The sequence below is a fragment of the Streptomyces sp. ERV7 genome (genome assembly GCF_001653515.1).
In the GTDB taxonomy this organism is placed as follows: domain Bacteria; phylum Actinomycetota; class Actinomycetes; order Streptomycetales; family Streptomycetaceae; genus Streptomyces.
This window is the reverse complement of the sequence record NZ_LYOY01000051.1, coordinates 1,419,680-1,433,975: the sequence shown is the minus strand read 5'-3', so window position 1 is coordinate 1,433,975 and position 14,296 is coordinate 1,419,680. Positions and strand designations below refer to the sequence as shown.

The 14,296-nt window shown below is 72.6% G+C and carries 11 protein-coding genes and 1 pseudogene; 3 read left to right on the top strand and 9 right to left on the bottom strand.

The annotated features are described in order from the left end of the window. Window positions 1-188: 188 nt before the first annotated feature. From A8W25_RS35855 to A8W25_RS33715, 4 genes and pseudogenes are all read right to left on the bottom strand, one after another. Window positions 189-401: pseudogene (locus A8W25_RS35855) on the bottom strand (helix-turn-helix domain-containing protein); the annotation flags it as partial. 60 nt (window positions 402-461) lie between these two features. Further along, window positions 462-1,727 carry a toll/interleukin-1 receptor domain-containing protein gene (locus A8W25_RS29305; RefSeq protein WP_067167006.1) on the bottom strand — a complete coding sequence of 422 codons (1,266 nt, stop codon included), beginning with the start codon at window positions 1,725-1,727 and terminating at the stop codon, window positions 462-464. Between the two features lie 4 nt (window positions 1,728-1,731). Beyond that, entirely contained in the window at window positions 1,732-4,629 is a 2,898-nt protein-coding gene (locus A8W25_RS29300; protein WP_067167004.1) for a hypothetical protein, read from the bottom strand. Continuing rightward, on the bottom strand, window positions 4,626-5,480 hold the full coding sequence (locus A8W25_RS33715) for a hypothetical protein (protein ID WP_158942770.1): 855 nt from the start codon (window positions 5,478-5,480) through the stop codon (window positions 4,626-4,628). Before A8W25_RS33715 ends, A8W25_RS29300 begins: the two co-directional genes overlap by 4 nt. A gap of 93 nt (window positions 5,481-5,573) precedes the next feature. On the opposite strand from A8W25_RS33715, the gene A8W25_RS29290 reads away from it, so the two are divergent. Then, entirely contained in the window at window positions 5,574-6,386 is an 813-nt protein-coding gene (locus A8W25_RS29290; RefSeq protein WP_234386611.1) for an SDR family oxidoreductase, read from the top strand. 13 nt (window positions 6,387-6,399) lie between these two features. Here A8W25_RS29290 and A8W25_RS29285 read toward each other — a convergent pair whose 3' ends face one another. The 3 genes from A8W25_RS29285 to A8W25_RS29275 form a co-directional block, all read right to left on the bottom strand. Then, a complete protein-coding gene (locus A8W25_RS29285; RefSeq protein ID WP_234386610.1) occupies window positions 6,400-7,248 on the bottom strand; it encodes an enoyl-CoA hydratase/isomerase family protein in 849 nt (282 codons plus the stop codon). A gap of 92 nt (window positions 7,249-7,340) precedes the next feature. Further along, window positions 7,341-8,081 carry a PIG-L deacetylase family protein gene (locus tag A8W25_RS29280; protein ID WP_067166997.1) on the bottom strand — a complete coding sequence of 247 codons (741 nt, stop codon included), beginning with the start codon at window positions 8,079-8,081 and terminating at the stop codon, window positions 7,341-7,343. Between the two features lie 58 nt (window positions 8,082-8,139). Beyond that, entirely contained in the window at window positions 8,140-9,453 is a 1,314-nt protein-coding gene (locus A8W25_RS29275) for an alpha/beta fold hydrolase (protein ID WP_067166994.1), read from the bottom strand. 162 nt (window positions 9,454-9,615) lie between these two features. Here A8W25_RS29275 and A8W25_RS29270 point away from each other — a divergent pair, with 162 nt between their 5' ends. Continuing rightward, complete coding sequence (locus A8W25_RS29270; protein WP_067166992.1) at window positions 9,616-10,779, top strand: ABC transporter ATP-binding protein; 1,164 nt, start codon at window positions 9,616-9,618, stop codon at window positions 10,777-10,779. 18 nt (window positions 10,780-10,797) lie between these two features. Here the strand turns inward: A8W25_RS29270 and A8W25_RS29265 are convergent, their stop codons facing one another. Further along, complete coding sequence (locus A8W25_RS29265; RefSeq protein ID WP_107470815.1) at window positions 10,798-11,670, bottom strand: serine hydrolase; 873 nt, start codon at window positions 11,668-11,670, stop codon at window positions 10,798-10,800. Further along, window positions 11,667-12,635, bottom strand: a complete 969-nt coding sequence (locus A8W25_RS29260; RefSeq protein ID WP_107470814.1) for a LysR family transcriptional regulator — start codon at window positions 12,633-12,635, stop codon at window positions 11,667-11,669. The genes A8W25_RS29265 and A8W25_RS29260 overlap by 4 nt, the downstream gene beginning before the upstream one ends. A gap of 139 nt (window positions 12,636-12,774) precedes the next feature. Between A8W25_RS29260 and A8W25_RS29255 the strand changes: the two genes are divergently transcribed. Then, window positions 12,775-14,247, top strand: a complete 1,473-nt coding sequence (locus A8W25_RS29255) for a peptidoglycan D,D-transpeptidase FtsI family protein (RefSeq protein WP_067166986.1) — start codon at window positions 12,775-12,777, stop codon at window positions 14,245-14,247. Window positions 14,248-14,296 lie beyond the last annotated feature (49 nt).

Here is a 14,296-nt window from a genome sequence, read left to right as displayed (position 1 = left end):
GCCAGGACGTACAGCCACTCGTACCCCTCGTGGACGCGCGGCTCGGGCGGGCCGCCCGTCCCCCGGTCCACCACCTTGTACGCCTGGAGCCCGCCGGGCTGTCGGGTGAGCGGCACCATGGTCTTGCCGCCGCGCACGATCGGCTTGGCCCGCACCCGGGGGTCCCCGACCGGCGGGGCGCCCACCAGGTCGTCGAGCGGCACCTGATGGGCCCGGGCGATCGGCAGCAGCAGTTCCAGGCTGGGGCGCCGGTTCCCGGACTCCAGGCGGGAGAGCGTGGAGACGGAGATCCCGGTCGCCGCCGACAGATCCCCGAGGGTGGCCCCGCGCTCCTTCCGGATCCGCCGGAGCCGGGGGCCGACCTCGGTCAGTACGTCGTCGAGTGCGCGTTCCTCGTCCATCCGCCCATTGCAGGATCGGCAAGGCGGTTTGTCAATCCGGCCAAGCGGTCCCCGCCGTCGCTACTCCCCCGCGGCGGCCAGCTTCCGGAACTCCCAGTGCGTGATCACCATGTCCTGCTCCTGTCCCGGGGTCAGCCCCGCCAGCCGTACGGATCCCTTCCGCTGCCGCGCGGTGGCCGCCTGCTGATGGGCGAAGACGAACAGCAGACGGGGGAAGGCGGCGAGCAGCCGGTCGAGCAGATCGGTGTCCGGCGGCTGGTACAGCACGATCGTGAACGGCCCCGACTCCGCCTCGTGGCGCGCGAGCAGCCGCCGCAAGGTGTCGTCGTCGTGATCCATACCGAAGCCGATCGCGTCGAGCACACAGGCGCGCACCTCGGCGATCACGCCCTCGACGAAGTCCACCGCGTCGTGCCGGGGAGCGGGTTTCCCGACGAGCCAGGAGTCCGGGTTCTCGCTCGCCCTGCGCACATACATGTCCGCGGTCTCCTTGCGCGTCGACCCCAGCAGCGCCACCCGGTCGCCGGCCCCCTCCCCGACCAGCCGGAGCTGGTCGGCCGCCTTCTTGGGGACGCGGGCGAACGGCACCACCAGGTCCACGATCTCCTGCCGGTGGTCCCGGCTCCTCACCTTGGGCAGCAGGTGCTTGACCGCCTTGCGCATCACACAGCTGTCGCCGACGTTCTCGACCGGCCGCTCCACCAGCAGCCCCTGGGCCACCGCGTAGCGCGAGTGGCCGCGCGCGTAGGCGAAGGTGGCGACGCCCAGGATCTCCGCCGTGTCTTCGAGCGCCGAGTCCGAGAGGTCGGAGATACGCCCCACGAGGAAGTCGGTGACCTCCGGATACGGCAGGGAGCCCTGGCGCTCGATCAGCGGCCGCAGCGTTCTGGCGATCTTCGCCGGGGGCCGGCCTGGCCCGTACTGCTTCCGCCAGTCCACCATGTCCAGACGGCCGAGGTTGAGCTTCCCCAGACCGCTGTCGGGAAGCTGGCGCCGACGCACTCCGGGCAGGGTGACGGGCAGGACCACGAAGGCGTCGTCGGTCGCGGCCCGCTCGGCGTCGGCGACGATCGCCTCCACCATCACGTAGTACGAGTCGAGCGCGTGCGGTGACAGCAGGATGATCATGCCGTGGCAGTTCTTGAGCTCGGTCAGCACCTTGCCGTACCAGGGGTCGCCGCCGTTCAGGATGCCGCTGTCGACGACCGGTTGACAGCCCAGGTCTTCGAGGTGCGCGTGCAGCGCCTGCAGATAGGCGCGACAGTCGCACCCGGACTCGGGGGTGCACTGCGAACTGTGGCTGAGGAAGATGCGGGGGCGTGCCATGGCGCTACTCCCCCAGGCCGCGGGTGCGCGGTATCGGCAGGAGCCGGAACCAGCGGACGGCGCCGGCTTCGACGGTCACGGTGGCGGGGACGTCGTTCGAGCAGGGGGCCACGGTCCCGTCGAACAGGTCGAGCAGCCGTGCGTCGCCCGCACCGTCCAGGTCGTCCGGGGTGACGTCGAACGTCTCCCGGTCCGCCCCGGCGTTGGCGACGCACAGGACGATCTCGTCACCGTGCCACCGCACCAGGGCGAACACCTGTGGCCGCGACAGCTGGAGTTCACGACTTCCGCCCCGGGACAGGGCCAGGTGGTCCCTGCGCAGCTCCAGCATGGCCGCCACCTCCGGGTCATGGCTCTGAAGGAGCGACAGGGGAAGGATGGGGCAGCCCGGGAGGCAGAGCAGCGTGCGTAGCTCCAGCGCCTTCTGCGCGGGCGCCGTGAGGTCGTCGGGCAGGACATAACCCCACTGCGGTCCGGACCTGGCCGTGCTCATGAGCGACTGCGGCCCGATCAGCGCCATACTCGCGCCGGCGAACCCCCCGTACAGGCGCGGCACCACGACATGGCAGGCCGCATCGAGGGATCCGGTACCGCCGAAGTCCCTCACCGCCGTGTCGGATCCCTCGGTGGTGCGCATTCCGATGAGTACGCGATCCTCGTAGCCCTCCAGCAGGTGACGGACCTCGGCGAGTACGTCCACGGTGAGGCCGTGGTCCCCGACCAGACGCAGCCCGTCGACGTCATGGTCCAGCCACTGACGCATGGAGTTGAGGATCCAGCCGACCGGCACAGCGGTGTCCCCCTCCCGTAGGGCCGTCAGATCCATGTCGACAATGACCCGCACCCCGTGGTGGTGGGCGGACATGAGCAGCGACACAAAGCCTCCGAAGTCGCCCAAGGAGTGGGGTATTTCCTCGTCACGCGGAATACTCTCCACGTCACGCCTGACAGCCGGGGTGATCGGTCCGACGGCCAGGCAGGTGACGCCACCCGCCCGGATCGACGCCATCGTCTCCGCCAGGGCGACGAAGGTGACCGGGTCGCGGCCCGCGCGCACCTCGGCGATCACTTCGCCCCGCAGCCACGCGGGCACATCCGCCGGTTCGAACAAGGCCAGGGGGTCGGGTGTGATGACGTACTCGCGACCGTCGTCCGTGGTGAGTTCCACCGGTCCGCCCGTGCCCGAGAGGGCCCACCCGCCGTCGGACAGGGCGAAGACGCGGTCGGCGCAGAACTCCAGGCGCCGTTCGTGGCGTACGGCAGCTCCACTCGTGAGCTCCCACAGCACGAGCCGGGAGTCACCGCCCACGGCCGCGATCCAACGGCCGTCCGCGCTCATGGCCAGGGAGGTGACCTGCCAGGGCGCCGTGTCGTACACCTTCAGTACGTCGCCGCTGTCGCCGACCCACGCTTCGATCCTTCCGGTCGTGCACGCCCAGACCACGTGCGTCCCGTCCGGCGCTCCGGTGACGGCGGTGGCCTCACGGTCCAGGAAATCCCGCGCCGCCCCGTGGTCGAGCATCCTCACCACCCCCCATCCATCGACGACGGCAGCGCACTCCCCGTCGGCCGACAGCCACAGCGCCCGCACCGGGCCGGCCGCACGAACGCGGACATGGCCCATCCCCGGACGCCCGGACAGGAAGAACCGGTCGTCCTGGACGCCCAACTGCCCGAGGCCCGCCGCGTGATCCCCCGGAAAACGCACACGGTCCACGTAGCCGGGCCAGCCGTGGGCGGCGGCCTGTCTCGCCGTGGCCGTCTCGTACTCGATCGCCCTTCCCCCCTCGGTCCAGGCCACGCCCGCTCCGTCCGCGGACAGGCTGAGGGAGCCGCGCCGCGACCCCTCGAAGGTGGCGGGGATCCTGCCGGTCTCGGTGCCGTCCTCGGCATGCAGCACAACCGTGCCGTCCGCCAGCAGTACGGCGTACCGCACGCCCTCCTCCACCGCACCCGAGGCCACCGCCACCTCATCCGCGCTCCCGGCGTGCGCGATCCCCTGGCCCGGCTCACCGCTCACCGACACCCGCTGCACCACGGTGAAAGGCAGATGGACGCTCTGATCCTCCTCCAACTCCAGCCGCACCGGCGGCGATTGCGGCGCGAGCAGGCTCGCCGCCTCGATCCGTGCCGTACGCACCCCCGCCGCCAGCACCGTACGTGCCCCCTCGACCGGCGGGCGGCTGAGCACCAGACCGTCGGAGCGGGCCACCACCCCCACGGGGAGGTCCCGCTGCACCAGCGCACGCGCCGCGGCCGTGGTGCCGGGCGGGCGCGGGAAGTGGTCCACCGGCGGTGCGAGGCCCAGGCGTTCGGAGGACGCCACCTGGATCCGCCAGGCGTCGTCGTACCGGCGCACCCCGCTGGGCAGGCGCGGCACATAGTGCAGCGCCCAGCGCCCGATTTCGTCGCCCGCGTGACCGGCCGCCGTGACCGCGCGCAGCACGCGCCGCAGCTGCTCGCCGATGTGCTCGGGCGTCGACGTGGCCGGGAAGAGATCGGCCCACAGCAGGTCCTCGAACCAGCGGGCGACGGGCTGCGCCCCCAGATGCGCCTCGACCATCAAGTCCCGTACGTCCTGGACGAACGGGAGGGGCCGACGGGCCAGGCGGCGCCGCAGGACGGCCGCCGCGGCCGGGTCGAGCAGCAGGGAGTGCTCGCTCGCCGACTCCACCAGCGGGGAGAACCACAGCTCGGCCTCCAGGCCCGCCGCCGAGCGCGGCAGAAAGCGCAGCCGGACGCGCCGCAGCAGCGGTCGCTCCACTCCGGCGGCGAGCGAGAGGCACTCGGCGAGCCGGACGAGCTGGGGCCGGCTGCGCGCGAGCTGCGGGATGTACTCCTCCATGGCGCGGTCGGCCTGGGACACCAGCCGCGCCCCCGGTGCCTCGACGGGGCTCGTCATGGGCACTCCAGCCATCCGCGCACCCGCGCCGCCGCCTCCCGTGCGTGCCGCAGCGAGACCCGCCGGTCGAGGGGGACGAACGCCACCTTCTTGCGCAGCAGGGCCGGATAGTCGGCGCTGTCGTACGGAGTGAGGCACACGACCGGGCAGCCGGAGTGGGCCACGGTGTGGACGAAGTCGCGCCACTCCTGCGGACCGGCGACGGCCCGACCCGCGAACGGCGGGCGCATCCGGCCGAGGTCGGAGAAGAGGATCACCGGGGTGCCGGGCGGCGGCGGCCTGTACGGGTCGATGGTGAGGGGGTCGTGGCGCACCACCCCGCGTCCCGGCGCGCCCCGGAACCTCAGTACGTCGACCCGGTCGCGTCCCGCGATGCTCCCCACCAGTTCGCGCAGCCATACTGCGTCGTCGCGGAAGGGCGCCATGCCCGGGCCGTGGTCGAGCAGCAGTTGCGCACCGCGCCGGGTGCTGAGGCGCCGCCGTCTCGGCACGGCGCGCAGCGCCTGGCGGCCCACGACGCCGCGCAGCAGCGCCCGCTGGTCGACCTCCCTGCTCTCCACGGGGGTGGCCGCCACCGCGAACATGATTCCCCGGGCCCAGTCCGCCTTCCAGGGCGGTTCGTGGGAGAGCCGGGCGGCGGTGGCGGTGCGCGCCGGCAGCTCCGCGCCGGTGCCCGCACCGTTGGCGCCGTCCGCCTCGGCGGCCTGCCGCGCGGGTCCGCCGATCGCGGTGAGTGAGAAGTCGACCGGTCTAGCGGTCAGCAGGACCGCCCGTTCCGCACCGCCGGGCGCGGGGTCTGCCCGCTCCGGCTCGAAGGGGTGCGACGACTCCGCTCGTGCCGCCCGCTCCACGGTGACGGCCCGGGGAGGCGAGGCGGGTGTGCTGAGCGGGGGCCTCCCCCGCCCGGCACCCGCGCGCTGCCGCCGGGGACCTACGACGACACCGTGGTCCTGGTCACCGGCGGCGGCTCCGGTCTCGGGAAGGCGATGGCCGCCGAATTCGCCCGTCTGGGGGCGGATCTGGTGCTCGTGGGGCGCGGTGAGGAGCGGCTGAAGGCGGCCCGGGAGGAGCTGGCGGAGCTGGGTGGCCGCGTGGTCGTGGCCATGTGCGACGTCCGCGAGCCGGAGGAGGTCGGCGCGGCCTTCGACCTGGCCGAACGGGAGGTCGGCCTGCCCGGCGTGCTCGTCAACAGCGCAGCCGCCAACTTCCCTTCCCCCGCCGAGGACTTGTCGCCCAACGCCTGGCGCGCGGTCGTGGACATCACGCTGACCGGCACCTGGTTCACGACGCGTGAGTTCGGCCGCCGCCACCTCGCGGGCGGGACGACCGGGTCCGTGATCAACGTGGGGGCGTCGTACGCCTGGACGGGCGGCCCCGGATATGCCCATTCGGCGGCGGCCAAGGCCGGGGTGCGCAATCTGGTGGAGACGCTCGCGGTGGAGTGGGGTCCCTACGGCATCCAGGTCAACGGGCTTGTGCCGGGACTCTTCCCGCACCCGGACATGCCCGAGGCCATCCGGTCGGGGCTTGAGGAGGCGGCGGCCCGCGGCGAACTCGGCGCCCGGCAGCCCGCGTTACGGGTGGGAGAGCCTCGGGAGCTCGGCTGGGCGGCGACCTTCCTCGCCTCCCCGTACGCCCGTTTCATCAGCGGCCACACCTTGGTGGTCGACGGCGCGAACTGGCAGCGCCGTACGGTGGTGGCCGCGCCGGTGACGCCCGTACGCGAGCAGCTGGGGCGGGAGCGGTTCGAGGGGTGAGCCCCCACGCGTGTCACTTCCCGTCGAACGTCGGCGGGCGGCGGGCCGCCTTCGCCGCGTACCCCTCGCGGGCGTCCTCCGAGGTGAGGGTGAGGGCGGCGGACATGGCCGTACGGTCGAGGGCCTCGGCGAGCCCCGCGTCGGCGAACGCGTCGATGTTCCGCTTCACCGCCCGCACGGCGAGCGGGGCGTTGGCCGCGATCTCGTCGGCCAGCGCTCGGGCTTCCGCCTCCAGCTCCGCTGCGGGAACCACCTGTTGGACCAGGCCGAGCCGCGCCGCGGTGGGTGCGTCGATACGGCGGCCGGTGAGGGCCAGGAGCTTGGCCCAGCCCGCGCCCGCGTCCCGGGCGATCCGCAGGTCGCCGCCCGCGTCCACGGCGACGCCGATCCCCGTCTCGGGCAGCGCGAACACCGCGTCCCGCGCGGCGACCCTGATGTCGGCCATCAGCGCGAGCTCGAAGCCGAAGCCCAGGCAGTAGCCCTGGACGGCGGCGACCACGGGCTGCGGCAGCCGGGCGAACGCGGCGAAGCGCTCGTGGACCCAGCGGATGCCCTCGTAGTAGCGGTGGGTGCGCTCGGCCGGGGAGCGGCCGGCGAGAGCGCCGCCGGGTGCGGTGACGTCGATCCCGGCGCAGAAGGCCCGGCCCTCGGCGCGCAGCAGTACGGCGCGGATCTCGTCGTCGAAGCGGATCCGGTCGGCGAGGAGGCCGAGCTGACGGCTGGACTCCCAGCTCCAGCCGTTCAGCTTCTCGGGACGGCAGAGGGTGAGGACGCCGAGCCCCCGCCCGGTGACCTCCAGGCGTATCCGCTCCTCACCGTCCCGGACTTCCCGATCGAGGGTGTCGATCACCGCTGCCCCCATTTCCCGTACCGTGAAAGGTAACTGACGGTACGTCAGAATAGTGGGAGCCGGGTGTGAGCGGGAGGATCCCGCTCGGCCCTGCGGTTCCTCCCCTACCGGGGGAACAGCTCGAACGTCACCGCCGGGCGGCCCCCGAACCGGGCGGCCGCGCGCTCGGCGTTGGCGGTCAGGAAGGTGCGGCAGTACGTCTCGGGCTCCTCCTCGGTGAGGCCCTCGATGTAACTGCGGTGCTCCATCAGTGAGTCCACCGACCGTTCGAGACCGGCGCTCGCGTCGACGGCGTGGGTCGGGGAGTCGGAGCCCGCCACGGCCACCCACCGCACCCCGTTCCAGGGCTGGAGGCCCTGCTCGGTGAGCTCGGGGAAGATCCAGCGGTTGCCCGCGTCCCCGGCGGCGTCGAGCGTGGCCCGGCCGACGGCCCGGTGGTCGGGCGTGTTCCAGATGACGCCGCCCCAGGTGTCCCGGTGGTTGAGCGTGATGACCAGTTCGGGGCGGTGGCGGCGGATGGCGGCCGCGATGTCCCGGCGCAGGCCGGTCCCGTACTCGATCACCCCGTCCATGTGGTCCAGGAACTCCACCGCCGAGACGCCGACGACGGCCGCGCTCGCGCGCTGCTCCTGCTCGCGCAGCGGGCCGCACTTGGCGGGCTCGATGCCGTCGATGCCCGCCTCGCCACGGCTGGCGAGCAGATAGGTGACCTCACGGCCCGCGTCGGTCCATCCGGCGATCGCGGCGGCGCAGCCGTACTCCAGGTCGTCGGGGTGGGCGACGACCGCGAGGGCGCGCTGCCAGTCGTCGGGCATCTCTTCCAACTGTTCCAACTGCTGTGTCATGGCCGCAGCTTACGAGGCCGGACGGACACCGCGGCGCCGCGTCCCCATCCGCCGGCGGCTACGCCTCACCCCGTACGAGGGCGAGCAGGCGGTCCAGTACGCGCTCGCCGCCCGCCCGTACGCCGTCGTGCTCGTACTCGTCGGTGACCCAGGTGCGCAGTCCCCGGACGGCGCGTGCGGTGGCCAGCGAGTGCGCGGTGTCGACGTACATGTCGTCGTGGTAGACGGCGGCCGCCACCGGCACCTCGTTGGCGGCTAGCGCGGCCGGGTCGTACAGCGGCGTCCAGTCGGTGCGGGCGGCCAGCAGATCGGCGGTCTCGCGCAGTCGGCGCAGCGCGGGGTCGGTCTCGAAGTGCCAGGGGTGCACGGATTCACCGGTGAAGAGGACGGGGCCGTCGCCGGCCAGGGCCTTCTCGGCCGAGAACCGGGGGAACTCGGTGCGGACCCGGTCGGCCGACCAGTCGGTGGGGCGGGTGTCCTGGGCGTAGATCGCCTCGTGGAGGACGGCGTAGAGGGGGTGCCCGGCGAAGGAGAGGGCCGTGTGCACGGACTCCTGGAATGCGTCGGAGAGCGCGGGGCCGGCGGCTGTGCGTACGAAGGCGTCTTCGAGGAGGTAGTGCAGCTGGTGGGCGCCGTCACCGGCGCCGAGGAGGATGCCGAGCGACTGGAAGGCCGCCGGGGTCAGTACGTATCCGCTGGTCAGGACGGTGCGTTCGGTGGCGAGGAAGTCGGTGACGCGGCGCACCCGCTCGATGTCCTGCGGATAGCGGGCGTAGTACGCGGCGTTCTTGCGCTCGATGCGGGGGAAGGCGGCCCGGTACACGTCGTCCGCGTGGGCGTCCAGGGAGGGCAGTCCGCCGGTGATCAGGACGGCGGCGAGGCCCTCGGGCGCGGTGGAGAGGTAGTGGGTGGCGCAGAAGCCGCCGAAGCTCTGGCCGAGGACGGTCCAGGGCGCACCGCCGGTGAGCCGGCGGCGGATCAGCTCGCAGTCCTTGACGATGGAGTCCGCGCGGAAGTGGGCGAGGTAGTCGGCCTGTTCGTGGGGGCCGCCGCGCAGCGGGAGCGTCTGGCGGTTGGCCGGGGTGGACAGGCCGGTGCCGCGCTGGTCGAGCAGGAGCACCCGGAAGTCGCGCAGGGCGCGCCCGAGCCAGGCTTGGCGCCCGATGAACCGCCGGGCGCCGAAGCCGGGCCCGCCCTCCAGATAGAGCAGCCAGGGCAGCCGCTCCCGCTCGGCCGCACGACCCGCGGCGACGACCTCGCGCGCGTAGAGCTCGATCTGCTCACCGTCGGGGCGGGCATGGTCGAGCGGCACGGCGAACCGGTGGTCGACGAGGACGGTTCCGGGCTGGCGGTAGGCGGGCGCGGTGGTCAAGGGTGCGGGCTCCTGATCTCGGTCTTACGTCCGGCTCGGCCCAGTGGATCACACCGGCCGGGCCGCGCACGTCCCCGCCCGCCGCCATCCGGACGGCCGGGAGCGCACTCCCCCGGCGGCGGTCCGTGTGCGTACGGGCAGCGGGGCTCCTAGCGTGGATCCATGATCAGGTTCGAGCGGGTCAGCAAGGTGTATCCGGACGGCACGAGCGCCGTCGACGGCCTGTCCTTCGAGGTCCACGAGGGGGAACTGGTCACCTTGGTGGGTCCTTCGGGCTGCGGCAAGACCACGACCATGATGATGGTGAACCGCCTGATCGAGCCGACGTCCGGCCGGATCCTGGTGGACGGCGAGGACATCGCCTCGCTCGACCCCGTGAAACTGCGCCGCCGGATCGGCTATGTCATCCAGCAGGTGGGCCTGTTCCCGCACCGCACGGTCCTGGACAACACGGCGACCGTCCCGGCGCTGGTCGGCTGGAAGAGGGCCAAGGCGCGGGCGCGGGCGGCGGAGCTCCTGGATCTGGTGGGCCTCGACCCGAAGGTCTTCGGCTCCCGCTACCCGGCCCAGCTCTCCGGCGGCCAGCGCCAGCGCGTCGGGGTCGCGCGGGCGCTGGCGGCGGATCCGCCGGTGCTGCTGATGGACGAGCCGTTCGGCGCGGTGGACCCGGTGGTGCGCGAGCGGCTCCAGAACGAGTTCCTGAGCCTCCAGGCGACCGTGCGCAAGACCGTTCTGCTGGTCACGCACGACATCGAGGAGGCGGTGCGGATGGGTGACCGGATGGCGGTGTACGGAGAGGGCCGCATCGAGCAGTTCGACACTCCGGCGGCGGTTCTGGGCGCCCCGGCGACCCCGTATGTGGCCCAGTTCGTGGGCGCGGACCGGGGTCTGAAGCGTCTGTCGGTCACCACGGTCGAGGAGGCCGACCTGGAGCAGCCGCCGCTCGCCCGGCTCGACGAGGTGGCCGAGGTGGCCGCCGCGCGGCTGCGCGAGGCCGGGGCGCGCTGGGCGGTGGTCCTCAACACCTCGGGCGAGCTGCACGGCTGGGTCTCCACCGAAGAGCTCTCGCTGTCGGGCACCCCGGCCACGGTGGCGGATCTGGCCCGCCGTATGGAGGCCTGGGTTCCGGTGGGGGCGCCGCTGAAGCAGGCGTTCAGCGAGATGCTCCAGTACGACGCGGGCTGGGTGGCGGTCCTGGACGGCTCCCACTTCGCGGGCGTCCTGACCCCGGCGAAGCTCCACGAGGCACTGCGCAGGTCGGTGGACGCGGATGCGCAGGGGGTGGGGCGGGACGAGGTGGAGTTCGATTCGGTGGCGGACGCGTAGGGAGGGGCGTCACCGTGGCTACCCGGCGCGCAGCGCCTCGACCGCGATGCGGGCCGTCGTGCCGATGACCGCGTCGGCCGGGGGCAGGGTGGCGGCGGTGGCGGCGGCGCGGGTGAAGACCGCGACGGCGTAGCGACCGCCGTCGGGGTACTCGATGACGCCGACCTCGTTGCGCAGGGTCGGCAGGCTGCCCGTCTTGCCCGCGACGTGGACGTCGTCGAAGGGGAAGCCGGAGGCCATCCGGTGGGGCCACACCTGGAGCCCCAGCAGCCGGCGGATCGCGGCGCCGTGCTCGGGCGCGCAGGCCTCGTCCCGCCACACGGCGGCGAGCAGCCGGGTCATGTCGCGGGGCGTGCTGCGGTTGGTGCGGGCGGGGTCGAGTGCGCGGAGCCGGGCGATGACGTACGGGTCGGCGAGCGCCTGGGCGCCGCCGGGACCCGCGTCCTCCTTGATGGTGGCGAGGAGTTCGCGGAAGGTGTGGACGGCGTAGGTGTGGGTGAGGCCGAGCCGGGCCGTGGTGGCGTTGACGGCGTCGAGGCCGACGCGGGCGAGGAGCAGTTCGGCGGCCGTGTTGTCGCTGACGGCCATCATCAGATAGGCCGCGTCACGCAGCGACATCCGTACGGGATCGAGCATCGCGGCGACGCCGGTTGGCCCCAACTCCCGTTCCTCCAGGGGCACTTCGATCTGCTCGGTGAGGTCCACCCGCCCCGCCGCCGCCTCTTCGTGGAGCGCGACGAGCACACAGAGCTTGTGCACGCTCGCGGTGACCACGGCGTGGTCACCGCCCACGCCGGTCTCGGCGCCGGAGTCGATGTCGAGGGCGTGCAGCCAACCGGTGACACCGGCCTCGTCGAAGGCCTCGCGGATGCGGGCGAGGGCGGTGGTCACAGCCAGTACTCCGCGGCCGGGCGCAGATGGAGCGGGCGCGGGGGCAGTTCGGTGCTCACGGCCGAAGTCTGGCGCAACGCGCGCGTGGCCGCCTCGGCGAACGTGCTCACCGCCGTGTCGCCACGCCCGCGCGGCCACGCCACCGACAGCCGCCACGACAGCGGCGCACCGGCGAGCGGCCGCCAGACGAGCTCCGGGTCCCGGCCGGCGGTGTGGGCCGGGTGGGCGTCCCTGGGGCTGAAGGCGACGGCGTTGGCCGAGAGGATCAGCCCGCGGATGAAGCTGGCGCCCTGGCCGTGCCGTACCGCCGGGGGCGTGTAGCCGTTGCGCGCACAGGTGGTCAGGACGTCGTCGTGGAGCGCGGGCGCGGCGGCGCGGTGGAAGAGGATCAGGCCGTACGGGGAGAGCGCGGCCAGCGGGACCGCCTCCAGCGCGGCCTCCGGGGCGTCGCGCGGCAGCAGGACGCCCACTTCCCGGCGGAGCACCGGGCCCAGTTCGAGGCCGGAGACGTCGCAGGGGTGGTGGATGAGCCCGGCGTCCAGGTCGTGCGAGGCGAACTGGGCCAGCTGCTGGCTGGTGGTCAGCTCGCGCAGTTCCAGCTCCACGCCCGCGTGCCGCTCCTGGAAGTGCGCCAGGATCGCGGCGACGGCCTCACCCGAGATGTCCGGCGGCAGCGCGGCGCGCAGCAGCCCGCTCTCGCCGTCGCGGATACGGCGCGCGGTGGCCATCAGCGCCTCGGAGCGGGCGAGCAGCTCCCGGGCCTCCTCCAGGAGCAGGGTCCCGGCCTTGGTGATGGTCACCTGGCGGCTGGTGCGCTCGAAGAGCCGCACGCCGAGCTCGCGCTCCAGGCGCTGGATGCGCTGCGACAGCGGCGGCTGAGCCATGCCGAGCCGCTCCGCGGCCCGACCGAAATGTGACTCTTCTGCAACAGCCGCAAAGCATTCCAGATGCCGGATCAAGTCCACGACCAGCGACGATATCGCAATTTTATCGATCAAGGACTGATAGTGAACTTGGACATACAGCACAGACTGCTGCTCTCCTCGTGCCATGTCAGCCGCCGGCCCACGGCCGGCACCCGCCCACGGCCTCAACCGGAGTGTGATGAACCGGCCCCTGCGACGTACCGCCGTCTTCTGCGGGGTGCTCACGCTCGCCCTGCTCATACGGGCGACCTGGGTGCAGTTCGCGCAGAGCGACACGCTCGCCCACCACCCCAACAACCGCCGGGTGCAGATCGAGACGTTCTCCCAGCCGCGCGGCAACATCATCGTGGGCGGCTCACCGATCACCGCCTCGGTGGCAACCTCCGGCTCGGACCTCAAGTACAAGCGCGTCTACAAGGACGGCCCGATGTACGCGCCCGTCACGGGCTATCTCTCCCAGGCGCAGGGCGCCACGTTCCTGGAGGGCGTCCACGGCGACGTGCTCAGCGGCAAGGACAGCAGACTGCTCGCGGGCCCCCTCGACACGCTGACCGGCGTGAAGGCGCGCGGCGGCGACGTCATCACCACCATCGACCCCAAGGCGCAGAAGGCCGCGTACAAGGGGCTGACGGACCTGAACGCGAAGGGCGCGGTGGTCGCGCTCGACCCGCGTACGGGCCGGATCCTCGCGATGGCGAGCACGCCCTCGTACGACCCCTCGGTCTTCGCGGGCATCTCGCGCAAGGAGGGCGAGGTGTTCAAGAAGCTCGACCAGGACAAGAGCAAGCCGCTGAGCAACCGGGCGATACGCGAGACCTATCCGCCCGGCTCCACCTTCAAGATCCTCACGGCGGCGGCCGCCCTTGAGCACGGCACGGTCACCGACATCAACGCGCCCTCCGGCGCCCGTGCCCCGTACCGGCTGCCGCTCAGCACGACGGTGATCGGCAACGTCGTCCCCGACTCCCAGTGCGACAAGGTCTCGATGAAGACCGGCCTCCAGTGGTCCTGCAACAACGTGTTCCTCGACGCCGCGCTGAAGACCGGCAAGGACCACATGCGCGAGACGGCCGAGAAGTTCGGCTTCAACAAGGAGCAGTTCACGCCCGTACGCGCGGTGGCGAGCGGCTACCCCGAGAAGCTGGACAAGCCGCAGACCGCGCTGACCGGTATGGGCCAGGGCAGCGTCACCAGCACCCCGTTGCAGATGGCCATGGTCACGGCCGGGCTCGCCAACGACGGCAAGGTGATGAAGCCGTACCTGGTCGAGGAGCTGCGCGGCCCCGATCTGGCACCGCTCGCGAAGTCCCGGCCCGAGGTGCTGAGCCAGGCCGTCTCCGGGGCCACCGCGAAGAAGGTCCAGGAAATGATGGAGTTCACGGTCACCGACGGCTCGGGCAGCAAGGTGCGGATCGACGGCGTCACGGTCGGCGGCAAGCCCGGCACCGCGCAGCACGGCGCCAACGTGCGCGACGAGCGCCCGTACGCCTGGTTCGTGGCGTACGCCAAGCAGAGCGACGGCACCTCGCCGGTCGCGGTGGCGGTGCTCGTCGACCCCGAGGACATGGACATCTCGCGTGACGCCATCGCGGGCGGACGGCTGGGGGCACCGATAGCGAAGGCGGTCATGCGGGCAGTGCTGAAGAAGTAGCGCCACCCCTGGGTGGCGGTGGTGCGACGGCGGTTCAGACGGTTCATCG